The following is a 17,819-nucleotide window of genomic DNA, read 5'->3' as shown; positions in this document are numbered from 1 at the left end:
GCAGTCTTATTAACCTTTAAGCTGAGCCAGGGCGCGGTAGTCCGCTCCCAGCGTGGCCTGTAGAACTTCTTTCGGATAATCGTCGGTCACCACCGCTTCGCCCATGTGGCGCAGCAGCACCAGGCGCAGACGACCGTCGATCACTTTTTTGTCGATTGCCATGTGTTGAAGAAAATCCGCCTCGCTCATTTCCTCGGGCGGAACCACCGGCAGCCCGGCGCGCTGGAACAGACGAATACCGCGATCGCGCTCCTGCTCGCTGATCCAACCCAGGCGCGCGGACATCTCCAGGGCCATGACCGTACCGGCCGCAACCGCTTCACCGTGCAGCCAGACACCATAGCCCATGTGGGTTTCGATGGCATGGCCAAAGGTGTGCCCCAGGTTGAGCGTGGCGCGCACCCCGGACTCACGCTCGTCGGCACCGACCACGGCGGCCTTGGCGGCGCAGGAGCGCTCGATGGCGTAGGTCAGCGCCGACTGGTCCAACGCACGCAGGCGGTCGACGTTCTCTTCGAGCCAGCCCAGGAACGGTTCGTCGCAGATCAGCCCGTACTTGATGACTTCCGCCAGCCCCGCAGACAGCTCGCGAGCCGGCAAGGTATTGAGTGTGGCGGTGTCGATCAGCACCACGTTGGGCTGATAGAACGCACCAACCATGTTCTTGCCCAGCGGATGATTGATCCCGGTCTTGCCGCCCACCGACGAGTCGACCTGCGATAGCAGCGTAGTGGGGATCTGGATGAAATCGACACCACGCTGGTAGCAGGCGGCGGCAAAACCGGCCATGTCGCCGATCACGCCGCCACCCAGGGCAACCACCGTGGTGCGGCGATCGTGACGTGCGGTCAGCAGGCCGTCGAAAATCAGTTGCAGGGTTTCCCAATTCTTGAAGGCTTCGCCGTCGGGCAATACCACGGAAATCACCGAGAAGGTCGACAGGCTGCGGGTCAGACGTTCCAGATACAGGGGCGCGACGGTTTCATTGGAAATGATCGCCACTTGCCGCCCGGCGATATGCGGCGCCAGCAGTTCGGGCTGGTCCAACAAGCCTTCGCCAATATGAATCGGGTAGCTGCGCTCGCCCAGGTCGACCTTAAGTGTCTGCATGTGTCCCCACAGTGAAGATGGAATCAGGCGTCCTGCCTGCAATTAACGAAAGTCCACGGTGCCTGCCCTGACGCCAGTTAATGGCCATACGCCACGCCCCAGACGGACCAAAACGGGACGTCGAGGATAGCGCATTTCGCCAGGCGCATTAACGGGGCGGCAGTTGCTGAAGGCGATCGAGAATGTCCAGCACCACCATCCGCGGCGGCCGCTCGTCGGTTTCCACTACCAGGTCGGCGATCTCCCGATACAGCGGATCACGCAACTCCAGCAGGTCGCGCAGGGTCTTGGCCGGGTCAGCGGTGCGCAACAGCGGCCGGTTGCGGTCCCGGGCGGTGCGGCCGACCTGCTGCTCGACAGAGGCGTGCAGATAGACCACTCGTCCGCCGGCATGCAGCGCCCGACGATTGGCTTCGCGCATTACCGCACCACCGCCGGTGGCCAACACCACGCCCTCGAACGCGCACAGCTCGGCAATCATCGCCTGCTCACGGTCGCGAAAGCCCGGCTCGCCTTCCTTATCGAAGATCCATGGGATATTGGCACCCGTGCGCAATTCAATTTCCTTGTCGGAATCTTTGAACGGCAGGCGCAGCTCTTTGGCCAGCAAACGGCCGATGGTGCTTTTTCCAGCGCCCATCGGCCCAACAAGAATCAAATTTCGCACAGAATCAACGACTCACAGCAATCGCCTGGTTATTCATGATACGCGGAGTGAGGAACACCAGCAGCTCGGATTTTTTCTCCGAAACCACATCACGCCGGAAAAGGCGGCCAAGATACGGCACATCGCCAAGAAATGGCACCTTATCTACGACCTTGCTCTGAGTATTTGAGAAAACCCCGCCAATCACAATGGTCTCGCCATCATTGACCAAGACCTTGGCGTTGACTTCGTTTTTCTTGATCGGCGGCACATCCTGCACCTTGTTCAGGTAGTCCGGCTCATCCTTGGTGACCTTGACCTCCATGATGATGCGGTTGTCCGGGGTGATTTGCGGGGTCACCTCCAGGGACAGCGAGGCCTCCTTGAACGACACCGAGGTGGCGCCGCTGGAGCTGGCTTCCTGATAAGGAATCTCCGTGCCCTTGAGGATCTTGGCCGTCTCCTTGTCGGATGTCACCACCTTGGGCTGGGAGACGATTTCCCCGTTACCGGTTTTCTCCATGGCCGTCAGTTCAAGGTCCAGCAATACGTTGTCGGTGATGAACGCAATGCCGATCCCCGAGGTATTGCCCGAGGCACCCAGGTCCACGAACGGCTGATTGGTGCCGGTACTGCCCGGCGTGCCGATGGTGGTGGAGGTGCCGGTGGTCACCCCCGAGGAGTTCCAGTTGCCCTTGTTCTGGATCGAACCGCCCCAGCGCACGCCCAGGCTTTTGTCGTAGTCGACGTTGGCCTCGACAATTCGCGCCTCGATCATCACCTGGCGTACCGGAATATCCAACTGCGCCACGATCCGGCGCAGTTCGTCGAGCCGGTCCTGGGTCTGGTAGGCAATGATGTTGTTGGTTCGCTCATCCACCGTGATCGTGCCGCGCTCGTCGGCTTTCGCCTCGGCGCTGGTTACCGATTGGAACAGCTTGGCGATGTCCGCAGCCTTCGCATAGTTGACCTGCAGCAGCTCACGCCGCAGTGGCGCCAGGTCGGCAATCTGCTTTTGCGACTCCAGCTCCTGGCGTTCCCGCGCTGCGATTTCATCGGCCGGGGCCACCAGCAGCACGTTGCCGACCTTGCGCTTGTCCAACCCCTTGGTCTTGAGCACCAAGTCCAGCGCCTGGTCCCAAGGCACATTCTGCAAGCGCAGGGTGATACCGCCCTGCACCGTGTCGCTGGCCACCAGGTTCAGGTTGGTAAAGTCGGCAATCAATTGCAGGACCGAACGCACCTCGATGTCCTGGAAGTTGAGCGAGAGTTTTTCGCCGCTGTAGGCGGCGCGGTCGGCATTGCGTTTTTGCAGGTCGTCGACGGTCATGGGCCGGACGCTGACGGTGAGCTTGTTGTCGGTCTGGTAGGTCGAGTAGTCGAAGGTGCCGCTGGGCTCGATGCTGATGGTCGCCCGGTCGCTACCGGCGCTGGCATTGACGAATTGCACCGGGGTGGCGAAGTCCTTGACGTCCAGGCGCACCCGCAGCGGCTCGGGCAATTGGGTCCTGGCGAAATTGAGAATGATCTTGCCGTCGCGCTCCTGGATGTCCGGGGCGATGGACGGATCGGACAAATCGATCACCACGTTGCCTTCGCCCTGGGTCCCGCGCTGGAAATCCACCCCACGGATCGCCTTGCCCACCGGCGCACTGCTCCTGGCAGGCGCCGCGCTGGCCACCGCCGGGCGTGGAGCCTGGGCGGTGCTGTTGCGGGCAGTGCTCTTCGGGGCGGCGCCCTTGCCGACCACCACGAACAGGTTATTGCCTTCGATCCGGGTGTCATACGGCGCCAGTTGAGTCAGGCCGATGATCAACCGGGTGCGATCCCCCGCCTCGACCACGGTGGCGCTACGCGCGTTGCCCCCTCCCAGGTCGCGGCTTCTACTGGCCAGTTGATTGGTCACACCCGGCAGGTCCAGCGCAATCCGGGCCGGTTGTTCGGTGGTGTAGCCCCGCGGTGTCGGCGGCGGTCCGTCGAAGGTAAGTTTCAACTCGACACGGTCCCCCGGCAACGCCGCCACATCCAGCGTTTTCAGGCCGGCCCCAAGAACCATCGGCGACAACAGCGCTGTCCATAGCGAAATACCGAGGGCTGAAAAAAACCTGTTCATTGTTCGACTTCCACTATGAATGCTCTTTCAAAGGAATGGTCCGGGGTCGCTCCAGCCAGGCACCCTCGCCATCGGGAACGATTTCGACCACATCGACCTGGGTGGCGCTGATGGCGACGATTCGTCCGTCGTTGCGTCCCAGATAGTCACCGACCTTGAGCCGGTGCACCCCGCCCGCGCCCCGCAGGAGCGCGAAGGAGCCAGCGGCGTTGGAGATCGTACCGACCATTTCGAACTGCTCGATGTTGAAGCCTTCCAGGTACTGCTTGACCCGGTTGGGGTCTGGCCGGACGTTGCGCGAGCCGCGCTGCCGGTCAGCCTGGTCCACACGGACCTGCCGGGAAAACGGGCTGCGCAGGTTGGCAGCGCTGTAGGTAAAGGTCTCCTGGGGCCTGAACGTCGGCGTCGGCTCGATCTTGCCGGGCGGGCGCAGGCGCACTTCGTTCATGTAGGCGTCCAGGTCGCTGAACCCGCTGTCATTGTTGCAGCCCGCCAACACGACCAGGCCCGCCAGCAGACAGAGACGGCACACCATCAGCCTCATGGCTGCGCCTCCTGCTCGTTGTAGCGGTAGGTCTTGGCCTGGATGCTCATGCGCAGTTTCGTGCCTGCCTCGGGCTCCATCGGGGCGATCTCGAAATCATGCAGCGTGACGATCCGGGGCAGCCCCGCCACCCCACTGACGAACGTCGCCAGGTCGTGGTAGCCGCCGGTCACGGTGATCTGGATCGGCAGCTCGATATAGAAAGGCTGGGTGACTTCCGGCAGCAGCTTGATTTCCTCGAACTCCAGGCCGCTGCCCAACCCGGTGCGGGTAATGTCTTCCAGCAGGCCCGGCACCTCGGTATCGCTGGGCAATTGCCGCAACAGCACACCAAAAGACGTTTCCATCTGTTTCATCTGCTCGGTGTAGCGTTCCAGGTTCGCGGCCATGTGGGCCTTGCCCGCGAATTGCGCCTTGAGCGTGTTCTCTTCCTCGCGCACCTGCTGCAATTGGTTTTCCAGGTCACTCAAGGCAAAGTTGTAGCCCAGCCCCAGCACCAGGGCCACCAGCAGGATGCCGGCCAACCACTTGATCGGTGCCGGCCAGGAGCCAATGTTGTTGGTGTCCAGGTCACTGATGTCGATCTTGCGCAGCGCGTCGAACCACTCCCCCGGCTTCATTCGGCGTCCTCCACTTCGACCGGGCGGGTCTGGCGAACCGTCAGTTGGAAAACGTTGGCCTGGTCGAGCTGGCCAGCGGTGGTCGCCTTGACCTCCGTCAAACTGGGCGCATCGAACAGGTCCGATGAGTCCAGGTTGCGCATCAGGTCCGAGACCCGGTTGTTCGATTCCGCAGCGCCCTTGATGAAGAGCGTCCGGTCTTCCATTTTCACTTCGGTGAAGTACACGCCATCCGGCAAGGTCCGCACCAACTGGTCGAAGATGCGCCCGCTGACCGGTCGATTTCCTTGCAAGTCCTGGATAATGCGCATGCGCTCCAGCAATTGCTGGCGACGGGCTTTCAATTCGCTGATCTGCTTGATGCGCTCATCGAGCACGGCGATCTGGCCGGAGAGATGGCTGTTGCGAGCGACCTGATGGTCGATGGCGTTGTCGATGTAGCGGACGGCGACCAGAATCACCCCGACCGCTCCGACGAGCGCACCCACCAAGGCCAGCAGAAAGCGTTTGCGCCGCTCTTCGCGCAGCTCTTCGCGCCAGGGAAGCAGGTTGATCCGCGCCATCAGTCGAAACTCCTGAGGGCCAGCCCGCAAGCGATCATCAGCGCCGGCGCATCACTGGCCAGGGCACCGGCATTGACCTTGCTGCTCAGGGCCATGTTGGTGAACGGGTTGGCCACCTGCGTCGGCGTGCCCAGGCGTTGCTCGATCAGCCGGTCCAGGCCAGCGACGGAAGCCGTGCCCCCGGCCAACAGAATGTGATCCACCGCGCTGTACTGGCCCGAGGCGAAGAAAAATTGCAGGGAGCGCGAAACCTGCTGCACCAGGGCCTCGCGAAAAGGTTGCAACACTTCGCCGAGATAATCGTCCGGCAGCCCACCCTGCTTCTTCGCCAGGCCCGCCTGCTCGGGTGTCAGGCCGTAGCGGCGCTGAATTTCCTCGGTCAACTGGCGGCCGCCGAACAGTTGTTCGCGGGTATAGATGATGCGCCCGTTGTGCAGCACGCTGAGGGTGGTCATGGTGGCGCCGATGTCGATGACCGCCACTGTCAGCCGCTCCTGGGACGCGGCCAGTTGCGTGGCGAGCAGGCCAAACGCCCGTTCCAGCGCATATGCCTCCACATCCACCACCCGGGCCGTCAGCCCGGCGAGCGCCAACGCCGCCTCGCGGACCTCGACGTTTTCCTTGCGACAGGCCGCCAGCAGTACTTCGACGCGTTCGGCGCTGCGGGGCGAAACGCCCATCACTTCGAAATCGATGGCCACCTCATCCAGCGGATAAGGGATGTATTGATCGGCCTCGATCTTGAGCTGGTTCTCCATCTCGTCGTCGGACAGGCCGGCGTCCATCTCGATGGTCTTGGTGATCACCGCCGAGCCCGCCACGGCCACCGCCACGCTGCGCAGGGGTGTCCTGGCCTTGGCCAGCAGCCGCGACAACGCCTGCCCCACCCCTTCGAGTTCGGCGATGTTCTTCTCGATCACGGCGTTGGCCGGCAACGGTTCGACCGCGTAGGACTCGACGCGGTATCGCTCGCCCTGGCGACTCAACTCGAGCAGCTTCACCGACGTCGAACTGATGTCGATCCCCAGAAGCGCATGGGCTTTTTTATTGAAGAGTCGTAGCACTACCAATTCCCTATGACTATCCGTGAGTTACGGACTCTCTAATATGCATTGCGTTCAATCACGGCCGTCCGACGGACGTGCGTATGGCATGCCTGACGAAAAAAAATGCTTATAATGCCCAGCGTTTTTTTCGCTTTGTTGCAAGCACGGGTCCATCCCTGCACCTGGCGCCTTTTTCATTCTTTGCCTGGATATCCAAAAGCCTTGATTCGTCTGCTGAAATTTTTCGGATGGTCCATCGTCGCCGTTTTCTGCGGACTGCTCTTGGGCCTGAGCGGTGCTTTTCTTTACCTTAGTCCGGGTTTGCCGTCCGTGGAGGCGCTGAGAAGTATTCAGTTGCAGATTCCTTTGCGGGTATACAGCAGCGACGACAAGTTGATCGCCGAATTTGGCGAAATGCGCCGCACACCGATCCGTTTCGCCGACATTCCCCCCAATTTCATCAATGCGTTACTAAGTGCTGAAGACGATAACTTCGCCAACCACTATGGCGTCGATCCTGGCAGCCTGATGCGCGCGGCCAGCCAGTTGGTCAAGAGCGGGCACATCCAGTCCGGCGGCAGCACCATCACCATGCAAGTGGCCAAGAACTTCTTCCTGACCAGCGAGCGCAGCTTTTCGCGCAAGACCACCGAGATCCTCCTGGCCCTGCAGATCGAACGGCAACTGACCAAGGATGAAATCCTCGAGCTGTACGTGAACAAGATTTACCTGGGCAACCGCGCCTACGGCATCGAGGCGGCGGCGCAGGTGTATTACGGCAAGTCGATCCGCGATGTGAGCCTGGCGCAGATGGCGATGATCGCCGGCCTGCCCAAGGCCCCGTCGCGCTTCAACCCGCTGGCCAACCCGACGCGCAGCAAGGAGCGACGCGACTGGATCCTGGGGCGTATGTACAAGCTCGGCAAAATAACCGAGGCCGACTACACCGCCGCGATCAACGAGCCGCTGAACGCCAGCTATCACGTGCCGACGCCGGAAGTGAATGCCCCGTACATTGCCGAGATGGCCCGCGCTGAGATGGTCGGGCGTTATGGCAGCGACGCCTACACTGAAGGTTTTCGCGTGACCACCACGGTGCCGAGCAACTTGCAGGAAATGGCCAACACCGCGCTGCACGAGGGCCTGATGACCTACGACCAGCGCCACGGCTACCGTGGCCCTGAATCGCGCCTGCCGGGCAAGACCAAGGAAGCCTGGGCCCTGGAACTGACCAAGCAACGCACCATCAGCAGCCTGGAGCCGGCGATCGTCACCTCGGTGGACAAGGACGGCATCAAGGTGCTGACCCGCAATGGCGAGCAGGAAGAACACGTAGCCTGGGACACCATGAAATGGGCCCGCCCATTCCTCAACACCAACAGCATGGGCGCCAACCCACGGCAACCGTCGGATGTGGCCCAGGTCGGCGACCTGATCCGCGTCCAGCGCCAGGCGGACAATACGCTCAAGTTCAGCCAGATTCCGGCCGCCCAGGGCGCGCTGGTGTCCCTCGACCCACAGAACGGCGCGATCCGCTCGCTGGTGGGTGGCTTCGCCTTCGAGCAAAGCAATTACAACCGCGCCTTGCAGGCCAAGCGCCAGCCAGGCTCGAGCTTCAAGCCGTTTGTCTACAGCGCCGCCCTGGATAACGGCTACACCGCCGCCAGCCTGGTGAACGATGCGCCGATCGTGTTCGTCGATGAGTACCTGGACAAGGTCTGGCGACCGAAGAACGACACCAATACCTTCCTCGGCCCGATTCGCCTGCGCGAGGCGCTGTACAAATCCCGCAACCTGGTCTCGATCCGCTTGCTGCAAGCGCTGGGCGTGGACCGCACCATCGACTACATCAGCAAGTTCGGCTTCAACAAGCAGGACCTGCCGCGCAACCTGTCCCTGGCCTTGGGCACCGCGACCTTGACGCCGATGGAAATCGCCATGGGCTGGAGCACGTTCGCCAACGGCGGCTACAAGATCACCCCGTACATCATCGACAAGATCGAAAGTCGCAATGGCGAGACACTGTTTGTTGCCAACCCGCCACGGGTTCCCACGGGCGAGCAGGCCAGCGATGGCGTCGCCGCACCGTCCACCGAGACGTTCACGGTCAATGCGACACCAGGTGAAGCCGCGACGGCCCCAGGCCTGCCGCAAGCGCCCGCCATCGCGGAGCGCATTGTCGATGGCCGCACCACCTACATTCTCAACAGCATGCTGCAGGACGTGATCAAGCTCGGCACCGGCCGTCGCGCCCTGGCCCTGGGCCGCACTGACCTGGCGGGCAAGACCGGCACCACCAATGAATCCAAGGACGCCTGGTTCTCCGGCTACAACGCCGACTACGTGACCACCGTCTGGACCGGTTTCGACCAGCCTGAAAGCCTGGGTCGCCGCGAGTTCGGCGGCACCGTGGCGCTGCCGATCTGGATGAACTACATGGGCGCCGCCCTCAAGGACAAACCGCCACACACCCAGCCGGAGCCGGAAGGTATCCTCAGCCTGCGGGTCGACCCGGTCAGCGGCCGCGCGGCCACGCCAGGTACCCCGGGTGCGTACTTCGAACTGTTCAAGAGCGAAGACACGCCGCCGTCGGCCAACGAGCTGGGCAACGGCGTCGCACCGGGTAGCCCGCTGCCGGCGGACGAAGCGGCGCCGATCGATCTGTTCTGACCCATCCACATCCCTGTGGGAGCCAAGCTTGCTCGCGATGGCGCCAGCCCAGGCAACCCAAAACCCGTGGCGAGGGAGCTTGCTCCCGCTGGCCTGCGCAGCAGGCCCCTGCATGCCTATAGACCGACCGCATTGCCCGGTTTGCGACTGCTGCGCAGCCGAGCGGGAGCAAGCTCCCTCGCCACAGGGTTGGATTGAGGCTCGAGCGTTGGGCTGAGAGGCCTGGGGTGAATTGAAGATCGTCATCGCGAGCAAGCTCGCTCCCACAGGGGGATTTGTGGCGGTCGCACAATCAACGTCCACCACCGAACCAATGTGTGCGAGCTAGCTCGCGATGGCGTCAGCCCAGGCAACCCAAAACCCGTGGCGAGGGAGCTTGCTCCCGCTGGCCTGCGCAGCAGGCCCCTGCATGCCTATAGACCGACCGCATTGCCCGATTTGCGACTGCTGCGCAGCCGAGCGGGAGCAAGCTCGGCTCCCACAGGGATCTGCGACGGTCGTACAAAATCGGCAGGCATTAAAAAGCCCCGACTCACAGAGCCGGGGCTTTTTGTTGAAGCGCTACAACGGCTTAGCCGTTGAACACGTCATCCACGCTTTTGAGCGGGTAGTTCTTTGGATATGGCAGGGTCGCCACGCCCGTCTCGATGGCGGCCTTGGCCACGGCATCGGAGATCAGGGTGATCAGGCGGGCGTCCATTGGTTTCGGGATGATGTACTCACGACCGAATTCCAGCTTGATGCCGCCGTAGGCGTCGCACACTTCCTGAGGCACCGGCAACTTAGCCAGTTCGCGCAGGGCGTTGGCGGCCGCGACTTTCATTTCTTCGTTGATGCGCTTGGCGCGAACGTCCAGGGCACCACGGAAGATGAACGGGAAGCCCAGTACGTTGTTGACCTGGTTCGGGTAGTCCGAACGGCCAGTGGCCATGATCACGTCGTTGCGGGTCGCGTGAGCCAGTTCCGGGGAGATTTCCGGGTCCGGGTTCGAGCAGGCGAACACGATTGGGTTCGGTGCCATGCGCAGCAGGTTTTCCGGGCTCAGCAGGTTCGGGCCCGACAGGCCGACGAACACATCGGCACCGTCCAGCGCGTCCGCCAGGGAGCGCTTGTCGGTCGCGTGGGCGAACACGGCTTTGTACTGGTTCAGGTCGTCACGGCCGGAGTGGATCACGCCGGTACGGTCGACCATGAAGATGTTTTCGATCTTGGCGCCCATGCTCACCAGCAACTTCATGCAGGAGATGGCCGCAGCGCCGGCACCCAGGCAGACGATCTTGGCTTCCGGCAGGGTCTTGCCGGCGATTTCCAGGGCGTTGATCATGCCGGCCGCGGTAACGATCGCGGTGCCGTGCTGGTCATCGTGGAATACCGGGATGTCGCACTGTTCGATCAGGGCGCGCTCGATCTCGAAGCACTCAGGTGCCTTGATGTCTTCCAGGTTGATGCCACCGAAGGTGATGGAGATGCGCTTGACGGTGTCGATGAAGGCTTGCGGGCTCTCGGAATCGACTTCGATATCGAATACGTCGATACCGGCAAAACGCTTGAACAGCACGCCCTTGCCTTCCATGACTGGCTTGGACGCCAATGGGCCGAGGTTACCCAGGCCGAGGATCGCGGTGCCATCGGAAATGACTGCAACCAGGTTGCCTTTACCGGTGTATTTGTAGGCCAGTTCAGGGTCGCGAGCGATTTCGCGGACTGGTTCGGCTACGCCGGGGCTGTAGGCCAGCGACAAGTCGCGAGCAGTAGCGGTGGCCTTGGTGAGCTCGACACTCAGCTTTCCTGGACGAGGATGAGCGTGATATTCGAGAGCGGCAGTTTTCAGATCAGACATGTGGGCATTCCGCTTTTTACTGTGTTGGACAGACGGACCGCCGAGGATACGCGCCTCGCAAAGTCCCCACAAGACTGACCAGTCACTGCTGTCAAGCGCCCTGCCCTACGACTTTGGGCCAAGAGCCGCGAAACACAAGGGCTACATGCATACAATATAGCGACGAAATGTCTACAATTTTTTCCTACAGGATTGCTTCCAGCATGGCCGGATCAGTCAACGGCAACATCCATCGCGCTTGACCGGCTTTATTTCCGCCACGCCGGGCGCGGTCGATAACCCAGCCACGCGCCTCGATTGTCCGCCCCTTGAGCCGCTCCAGGACCGAGGCATCAAAACGTCTGTGCAAATTGGGCGCAATATGCAGGACAACCGCCCCCTGCAATTCAATCCAGACACCACCGCGATTGCGTTGCACGCTTTCTACTCGTCCACGGGTCAGCACGAAGCCGGGGGCATTGATCTGCTCCGCTCGCACCACCGGGGATTTTTTCCAAATACCTGATCCGGCTTGGCGCGCATGACGCTCGGCCATTTGCTGGCAACCGACCAGGTCGACGTTCGGCGCGACTGCCACCAGAAACCCCAACCCTTCGGCAATCAGGCGCTCTTCGAGATTATCGCCCTGGGCGTTGTAGACATGGGCCAGGGTGCGACCGTAATCATCCCGGTCGTCCTTGCCAGGCAATACGCCCACTCGGCCACCGCTGGCAGCCACCAGGGCCTCGAGTCGCTGGCGCGCCGCCACGGCAAACGGCTCGTCGGCGCGGCCGCGCTTGCCCAGCTCAGGGCTGTTGAGGCCGATCATCCGAATGCGGCGGCCATCCGCCAGGTACAAGGTGTCGCCATCCACCACGCGCTGCACCGCCACTTGTGGCAGGTCGCCCGGCGAAGGGCAGGCCGCCTGGGCACCGCAGAGCCAAATCGCAGACACAAAAAAGGCGCCCGCGAGGGACGCCTTCTTTATCAGTCTGGAGCAGTCGAGACGACCATCCAAAATGATCAGCCTCAGGCTTTTGGAGTAACTTTGCCGAAAGCACCGAAACGATCGGCGAACTTCTGAACGCGGCCGCCGGTATCCAGAGTCTTTTGCTTACCGGTGTAGAACGGGTGGCATTCGTTGCAAACGTCGATCGCCAGGGCTTTGCCGTAGGTCGAACGCGTTTCGAACTTGTTGCCGCAGCTGCAGGTTACGGCAATTTCTGGGTATTCCGGATGGATATCGGTTTTCATGCTGTTTTCCTCAGGCTAGCGTGCCGCCACCCAACACTATTGTTGAATACCGCACGTAATTAGGCCGCGGATTCTACCAGACATCGTCATTCGCGCAAGCTATGCCTTGTACCAACCGTCTGCTAGGCTCCCGGCCTCATGCGCGATCCTTCTTGTGGGACTTGTGGGAGCGGGCTTGCTCGCGAAGGCGGTGTGTCAGGCACATCATTTCTGCCAGATAATCCGCCTTCGCGAGCAAGCCCGCTCCCACATCCAGCGCCAGCCTCACCCAATGTCTGTTTATTGAGATTGCCCCGCGTGCCCGACGCCATCCTGCGCCTCGCCCTGCCTTCGCCCCTGCGCCGCCTGTTCGACTACCGCGCCCCGGCCGGGGTCCTGCGCGCCCAGTTGCAGCCGGGCATGCGCCTGCGGGTGCCGTTCGGCCGCCGGGAAATGATCGGCATCCTGGTGGAAGTCACCGACCACAGCGAAGTCCCGGCCGACAAGCTCAAACCGGCCCTGGCGCTGCTCGATGCCACGCCGCCGCTGCCCGCCTCGCTGTTCAAGTTGTGCCTGTGGACGTCCCAGTATTACCAGCACAGCTTCGGCGATACCCTGAGCTGGGCGCTGCCGGTGCTACTGCGCCAGGGCGAGCTGGCCGAGGCGCGCCAGGAGCGGTTCTGGTCGGTGGCCCCGGGGGCCTCGCTGGACGATCCGCGCATCGCTCGAGCCCCGCGCCAGCGCGAAGCCTTGGCGACCCTGGCCCAACACCCCCATGGCGTGGCCCATCAACTGCTAAGCAAACTGATGCTCAGCAAGGACAGCCTGGACCTGTTGCTGGCCAAGGACCTGGTCCAGGTGGAAATCCGCCGGCACGCCCCCGGCGCCCGCCATGAACATTGGCTGGCCCAGCCGGAACTGCCGCTCAATGCCGAGCAGCGGGCCGCTTGCGAAGCGATTCGCGCAGGTTTCGACAGTTATCACGCCTTTCTGTTGGCAGGCGTCACCGGCAGCGGCAAGACCGAAGTCTACCTGCAACTGATCCGCCAGACCCTGGAGGCCGGCAAGCAGGCCCTGGTGCTGATTCCGGAAATCAACCTCGGCCCGCAAACCCTGGCGCGCTTCGAGCAACGCTTCAATGCGCGGATCGCCCTGGTGCACTCGGCAGTCAACGACCGTGAACGCCTGGAAGCCTGGCTCGCTGCCCGCGATGGCGAGGCCGACATCATCATCGGCACCCGTTCGGCCCTGTTTACGCCGATGAAGAACCCTGGCCTGATCATCATCGACGAAGAGCACGATGGCTCTTATAAACAGCAGGAAGGCCTGCGCTATCACGCCCGCGACCTGGCATTGGTGCGCGCCCGCCAGGAAAACATCCCGATCGTGCTCGGCTCGGCCACGCCCTCGCTGGAAAGCCTGCACAACGCCTACACCGGCCGCTACGGCCTGTTGCGCCTGAACGAACGGGCCGGCGGTGCCAAGCAACCGCGTTTCCTGCGCCTGGACGTGAAAAGTCGCCCGCTGGACAGCGGTATTTCCGGACCGATGCAGCAAGCCATCGGCCAAACACTGGCCGCCGGGCAACAGGTCCTGGTGTTCCTCAATCGTCGCGGTTTTGCCCCGACCCTGCTGTGCCACGACTGCGGCTGGATGTCTGGCTGCGAACGCTGCGACGCGCGGATGACCGTGCATCAACGCCATGGCGAGCTGCGTTGCCACCATTGCGGCCACGTCGAGCGCGTGCCAAGGCATTGCCCACAGTGCGGCAAAGTGGACTTGCGCCCGGTCGGCGCCGGCACCGAACGCGCCGAAGAGCGGCTGGGCATCCTGTTTCCGGACTACCCGGTGTTGCGGGTCGACCGTGACAGCACCTCGCGCAAGGACGCGATGAACCAACTGTTCGCGACGATCCAGAAGGGTCAGCCGTGCATATTGGTGGGCACGCAGATGCTCGCCAAGGGGCATCACTTCCCACGGGTCACCCTGGTGTCGATCCTCGACGCCGATGGCGGGCTATTCTCCGGCGACTTCCGCGCCAGCGAGCGCATGGCGCAGTTGATCGTCCAGGTCGCGGGCCGGGCCGGGCGGGCCGAGGAACCGGGCAAAGTGATCATCCAGACGCACCTGGCCGATCACCCGCTGCTGATCCAACTGACCGAGCAGGGCTACTTCGCCTTCGCCGAGCAAGCCTTGAGCGAACGCCGCAGCGCCGGCCTGCCGCCCTTTGCCCACCTGGCGCTGTTGCGGGCCGAAGCCCACAAGCCGGGGCAGGCCGAAGGTTTCCTCGATGAGGCTTGCAGCGAGGCGGAGCGTCTGCTGGCAGAGCAGAGCCTCACCGGCATCGAACTCCTGGGGCCGGTGCCGGCGCCGATGGAGCGGCGAGCCGGGCGCTATCGCGCGCAACTTTTATTGCAGGCCAATGCCCGGGCGCCGCTGCATCGACTGCTGAGCGCCTGGCTACTGGTACTGGAACAGATACCCAGCGGGCGGGCGGTGCGCTGGTCGCTGGATGTGGATCCGGTGGATTTGTATTGAAAGGGTCGCAAAGCCTGGCACCTGTGGGAGCGAGCTTGCTCGCGATAGCGGCCTGGCATTCAACATCACGCAAGCTGACCCGCCGCCATCGCGAGCAAGCTCGCTCCCACAGAGGATTGCGTACATCCAGGCCAGCAAGAATAGTCACCACACATCCCCAACCAACCCGCTACAGTTGGCAAGCTCGCCCGCGCCACGGATAATGCCCAGTTTTTCCACCAGCGCATCGAAGCGCCGCCGCGCCTGCGGTTGAAAGAGAAGACCATGAAAGACACCATTCGCCAGCTCATCCAGCAAGCCATCACCCAACTCGTCGCTGAAGGTGTGCTGCCAGAAGGCCTGTCGCCGGCGATTCAGGTCGAGAACACCCGCGACAAGACCCACGGCGACTTCGCCAGCAACATCGCGATGATGCTCGCCAAGCCGGCCGGCATGAAACCTCGCGACCTGGCGGAAAAAATCATCGCCGCGCTGCCCGCCGACGAGAACGTCAGCAAGGCCGACATCGCCGGCCCCGGGTTCATCAATTTCTTCCAGAATACCCAAGCCCTGGCTTCGCGCCTGGACGCAGCCCTGGCCGACGAACGCATCGGCGTGCGCAAGGCCGGCCCGTTGCAGCGCACCGTCGTCGACCTCTCGGCCCCCAACCTGGCCAAGGAAATGCACGTCGGCCACCTGCGCTCGACCATCATCGGCGACGGGGTGGCCCGGGTCCTGGAGTTTCTTGGCGACACCGTGATCCGCCAGAACCACGTCGGGGACTGGGGCACCCAGTTCGGCATGCTGATGGCCTATCTTCAGGAAAACCCGATCACCAGCGACGAGCTGTCGGACCTGGAGAACTTCTACCGCGCCGCCAAGCAACGCTTCGACGAGTCGCCGGAGTTCGCCGACCGCGCCCGTGGCCTGGTGGTCAAGTTGCAGGCCGGCGATGCCGAGTGCCTGGCACTGTGGACCAAGTTCAAAGACATCTCCCTGTCCCATTGCCAGAAAATCTACGAGCTGCTGAACGTCAAATTGACCATGGCCGACGTGATGGGCGAAAGCGCCTACAACGACGACCTGGTCAACGTGGTCAACGACCTCCGGGCCAAAGGCATGCTGGTGGAAAGCAACGGCGCCCAGTGCGTGTTCCTCGACCAGTTCAAGACCGCCGATGGCGAGCCGCTGCCGGTGATCATCGTCAAGGCCGACGGCGGCTACCTCTACGCCACCACCGACCTGGCGGCCGTGCGCTACCGCAACCGCGTGCTCAAGGCCGATCGGGTGCTGTATTTCGTCGACCAGCGCCAGGCCCTGCACTTCCAGCAAGTGTTCGAAGTGGCACGCCTGGCTGGTTTCGTGACCCATCCGATGGAGATGGAGCACATGGGCTTCGGCACCATGAATGGCGCCGACGGTCGTCCGTTCAAGACCCGCGACGGCGGCACGGTGAAGCTGATCGACCTGCTGACCGAAGCCCAGGACCGCGCCTACAGCCTGGTCAAGGGCAAGAACCCGGACCTGGCCGAAGACGAGCTGCGCAACATCGCCAAGGTCGTCGGTATCGACGCGGTGAAGTACGCCGACTTGTCGAAGCACCGCACCAGCGACTACAGCTTCAACTTCGACCTGATGCTCAACTTCGAAGGCAACACCGCGCCGTACCTGCTGTACGCCTATACCCGCGTGGCGGGCGTGTTCCGCAAACTCGGCAAAGGCTTCAATGAAATAGACGGCCAGATTGTGCTCGAAGCGCCGCAGGAGCAGGAGCTGGCGGCGAAACTGGCGCAGTTCGGCGAAGTGCTGAACAACGTCGCCGACAAAGGCACGCCGCACACGCTATGCGCCTACCTGTACGATGTCGCCGGCCTGTTCTCCAGCTTCTACGAGAACTGCCCGATCCTCAACGCGCAAACCCCGGAGCAAATGCAGAGCCGCCTGCGCCTCGCCGCACTGACCGGGCGCACGCTCAAGCAAGGCCTGGAACTGCTCGGCCTGGAAACCCTGGAGCGCATGTAAGTTGGCCGCCAAGAAAAAACCTGCACCCAAGCGCGGCGCCAGTCGTTACCAGCCTCCGGCCAAACAGCCGATTCCGGGCTGGTTGTGGATGGCCATCGGCCTGACCGTCGGCGCGTTCATTGTGTTTTTGATGAAGCTGGAGCCGGGCCAGGGCGATGACGTCAAGCGCGTCCGCCAAGAGCAGCAGAAAGCCACGCGCATCGCCGAGGCCAACAAGACCCCGCCGAGCCCGACGCAGCCGGTGAAGCCGAAGTACGACTTCTACACCCTGCTGCCGGAATCGGAAGTCATCGTGCCGCCCGATGCCGTGCCGGAGAAAACCCTGCCGACGCCGCAAGTGCCCCAGGTGCCCACCACACCGGTGACCCCGGCCGAAGCGGCGAAAATCGACACCGCCCGCGCCCAGGCGGCCCTGGCCGGCATCACGCCGCCACCAGCCCCGCCGGTGCAGAAAGCTGCGCCGGTGACGAAGTTCTTCCTGCAAGCCGGTTCGTTCCGCAAGGAAGCCGACGCCGACAAGGTCCGGGCGCAGATCATTCTGCTGGGCCAGTCGGTGTCGGTGGAGTCCGGTACGGTGAAGGACGAGACCTGGTACCGGGTACTGGTCGGCCCGTTCAGTAACCGCGAGGAACTGACCAAGGCCCAGAAACAATTGGCGGGCAGTGGTTTCAGCAACCTGTTGTTACAACAACGCCAGAGCCGCTGATTTTCGCTGAGCCCCCTGTGGCCGGGGGCTTTTGTGGCGAGGGAGCTTGCTCCCGCTGGGCTGCGTAGCAGCCCTAAAAGCTTGGGACCGCTGCGCGGTCCAGCGGGAGCAAGCCCCCTCGCCACAAAGAAGTCCTCTGCCAAAAACAGCGAGGGACCACTCATCCCCTCCGCACCCTTGCAGTTGAAAAACCCCACGCCACCCCCATAT

Annotated in this window: 14 protein-coding genes; 4 read left to right on the top strand and 10 right to left on the bottom strand. The window is 62.7% G+C overall.

Annotated features, from left to right (window positions below; all coding sequences use genetic code 11):
* Positions 1-9: 9 nt before the first annotated feature.
* From aroB to ACLH0I_RS03155, 7 genes are all read right to left on the bottom strand, one after another.
* The gene (aroB, locus tag ACLH0I_RS03185; RefSeq protein ID WP_411386271.1) at positions 10-1,110 is read right to left on the bottom strand and encodes a 3-dehydroquinate synthase; all 1,101 of its coding nucleotides are present in this window, start codon (positions 1,108-1,110) and stop codon (positions 10-12) included.
* Positions 1,111-1,258: 148 nt separating this feature from the next.
* Entirely contained in the window at positions 1,259-1,777 is a 519-nt protein-coding gene (gene aroK, locus ACLH0I_RS03180; protein WP_060739556.1) for a shikimate kinase AroK, read from the bottom strand.
* A gap of 4 nt (positions 1,778-1,781) precedes the next feature.
* Positions 1,782-3,869, bottom strand: coding sequence for a type IV pilus secretin PilQ (pilQ, locus tag ACLH0I_RS03175; RefSeq protein ID WP_411386270.1), 2,088 nt, complete (start codon positions 3,867-3,869; stop codon positions 1,782-1,784).
* A 13-nt stretch (positions 3,870-3,882) separates the two neighbouring features.
* The gene (locus tag ACLH0I_RS03170; protein WP_186706137.1) at positions 3,883-4,404 is read right to left on the bottom strand and encodes a pilus assembly protein PilP; all 522 of its coding nucleotides are present in this window, start codon (positions 4,402-4,404) and stop codon (positions 3,883-3,885) included.
* Positions 4,405-4,409: 5 nt separating this feature from the next.
* Positions 4,410-5,033: a type 4a pilus biogenesis protein PilO gene (gene pilO / locus ACLH0I_RS03165; RefSeq protein ID WP_053117658.1), complete on the bottom strand. Its 624-nt coding sequence runs from the start codon at positions 5,031-5,033 to the stop codon at positions 4,410-4,412.
* Positions 5,030-5,596, bottom strand: coding sequence for a PilN domain-containing protein (locus ACLH0I_RS03160; protein WP_186706084.1), 567 nt, complete (start codon positions 5,594-5,596; stop codon positions 5,030-5,032). The genes pilO and ACLH0I_RS03160 overlap by 4 nt, the downstream gene beginning before the upstream one ends.
* On the bottom strand, positions 5,596-6,660 hold the full coding sequence (locus ACLH0I_RS03155; RefSeq protein ID WP_186706085.1) for a type IV pilus assembly protein PilM: 1,065 nt from the start codon (positions 6,658-6,660) through the stop codon (positions 5,596-5,598). Before ACLH0I_RS03155 ends, ACLH0I_RS03160 begins: the two co-directional genes overlap by 1 nt.
* 207 nt (positions 6,661-6,867) lie before the next feature.
* On the opposite strand from ACLH0I_RS03155, the gene ACLH0I_RS03150 reads away from it, so the two are divergent.
* On the top strand, positions 6,868-9,312 hold the full coding sequence (locus ACLH0I_RS03150; RefSeq protein ID WP_411387453.1) for a penicillin-binding protein 1A: 2,445 nt from the start codon (positions 6,868-6,870) through the stop codon (positions 9,310-9,312).
* A 571-nt stretch (positions 9,313-9,883) separates the two neighbouring features.
* Here ACLH0I_RS03150 and ACLH0I_RS03145 read toward each other — a convergent pair.
* The 3 genes from ACLH0I_RS03145 to rpmE form a co-directional block, all read right to left on the bottom strand.
* Positions 9,884-11,152: a malic enzyme-like NAD(P)-binding protein gene (locus tag ACLH0I_RS03145; RefSeq protein ID WP_053117649.1), complete on the bottom strand. Its 1,269-nt coding sequence runs from the start codon at positions 11,150-11,152 to the stop codon at positions 9,884-9,886.
* Between the two features lie 184 nt (positions 11,153-11,336).
* Positions 11,337-12,149: a thermonuclease family protein gene (locus tag ACLH0I_RS03140; RefSeq protein WP_411386269.1), complete on the bottom strand. Its 813-nt coding sequence runs from the start codon at positions 12,147-12,149 to the stop codon at positions 11,337-11,339.
* Between the two features lie 11 nt (positions 12,150-12,160).
* Positions 12,161-12,385 carry a 50S ribosomal protein L31 gene (gene rpmE, locus ACLH0I_RS03135; RefSeq protein WP_053117645.1) on the bottom strand — a complete coding sequence of 75 codons (225 nt, stop codon included), beginning with the start codon at positions 12,383-12,385 and terminating at the stop codon, positions 12,161-12,163.
* Positions 12,386-12,682: 297 nt separating this feature from the next.
* Here rpmE and ACLH0I_RS03130 point away from each other — a divergent pair, with 297 nt between their 5' ends.
* The 3 genes from ACLH0I_RS03130 to ACLH0I_RS03120 all read left to right on the top strand — a co-directional run bounded on the left by ACLH0I_RS03130 (position 12,683) and on the right by ACLH0I_RS03120 (position 17,609).
* Complete coding sequence (locus ACLH0I_RS03130; protein WP_411386268.1) at positions 12,683-14,902, top strand: primosomal protein N'; 2,220 nt, start codon at positions 12,683-12,685, stop codon at positions 14,900-14,902.
* A 264-nt stretch (positions 14,903-15,166) separates the two neighbouring features.
* The gene (gene argS, locus ACLH0I_RS03125; RefSeq protein ID WP_411386267.1) at positions 15,167-16,903 is read left to right on the top strand and encodes an arginine--tRNA ligase; all 1,737 of its coding nucleotides are present in this window, start codon (positions 15,167-15,169) and stop codon (positions 16,901-16,903) included.
* A gap of 1 nt (position 16,904) precedes the next feature.
* Positions 16,905-17,609: an SPOR domain-containing protein gene (locus ACLH0I_RS03120; protein WP_053117638.1), complete on the top strand. Its 705-nt coding sequence runs from the start codon at positions 16,905-16,907 to the stop codon at positions 17,607-17,609.
* Positions 17,610-17,819 lie beyond the last annotated feature (210 nt).

Source organism: Pseudomonas sp. MPB03, from assembly GCF_046605385.1.
GTDB lineage: Bacteria > Pseudomonadota > Gammaproteobacteria > Pseudomonadales > Pseudomonadaceae > Aquipseudomonas > Aquipseudomonas zanjanensis.
Note: the sequence above shows the minus strand (reverse complement) of the source record. Positions and strands in the feature narration are given on the sequence as shown.

What these genes read in the sequence shown, in the direction of transcription:
- argS (WP_411386267.1), top strand. Translation starts at nt 15,167, where the DNA reads ATGAAAGACACCATTCGCCAGCTCATCCAGCAAGCCATCACCCAACTC.
- rpmE (WP_053117645.1), bottom strand. Translation starts at nt 12,385, where the DNA reads ATGAAAACCGATATCCATCCGGAATACCCAGAAATTGCCGTAACCTGC.
- ACLH0I_RS03145 (WP_053117649.1), bottom strand. Translation starts at nt 11,152, where the DNA reads ATGTCTGATCTGAAAACTGCCGCTCTCGAATATCACGCTCATCCTCGT.
- ACLH0I_RS03170 (WP_186706137.1), bottom strand. Translation starts at nt 4,404, where the DNA reads ATGGTGTGCCGTCTCTGTCTGCTGGCGGGCCTGGTCGTGTTGGCGGGC.
- ACLH0I_RS03160 (WP_186706084.1), bottom strand. Translation starts at nt 5,596, where the DNA reads ATGGCGCGGATCAACCTGCTTCCCTGGCGCGAAGAGCTGCGCGAAGAG.
- pilQ (WP_411386270.1), bottom strand. Translation starts at nt 3,869, where the DNA reads ATGAACAGGTTTTTTTCAGCCCTCGGTATTTCGCTATGGACAGCGCTG.
- aroB (WP_411386271.1), bottom strand. Translation starts at nt 1,110, where the DNA reads ATGCAGACACTTAAGGTCGACCTGGGCGAGCGCAGCTACCCGATTCAT.
- pilO (WP_053117658.1), bottom strand. Translation starts at nt 5,033, where the DNA reads ATGAAGCCGGGGGAGTGGTTCGACGCGCTGCGCAAGATCGACATCAGT.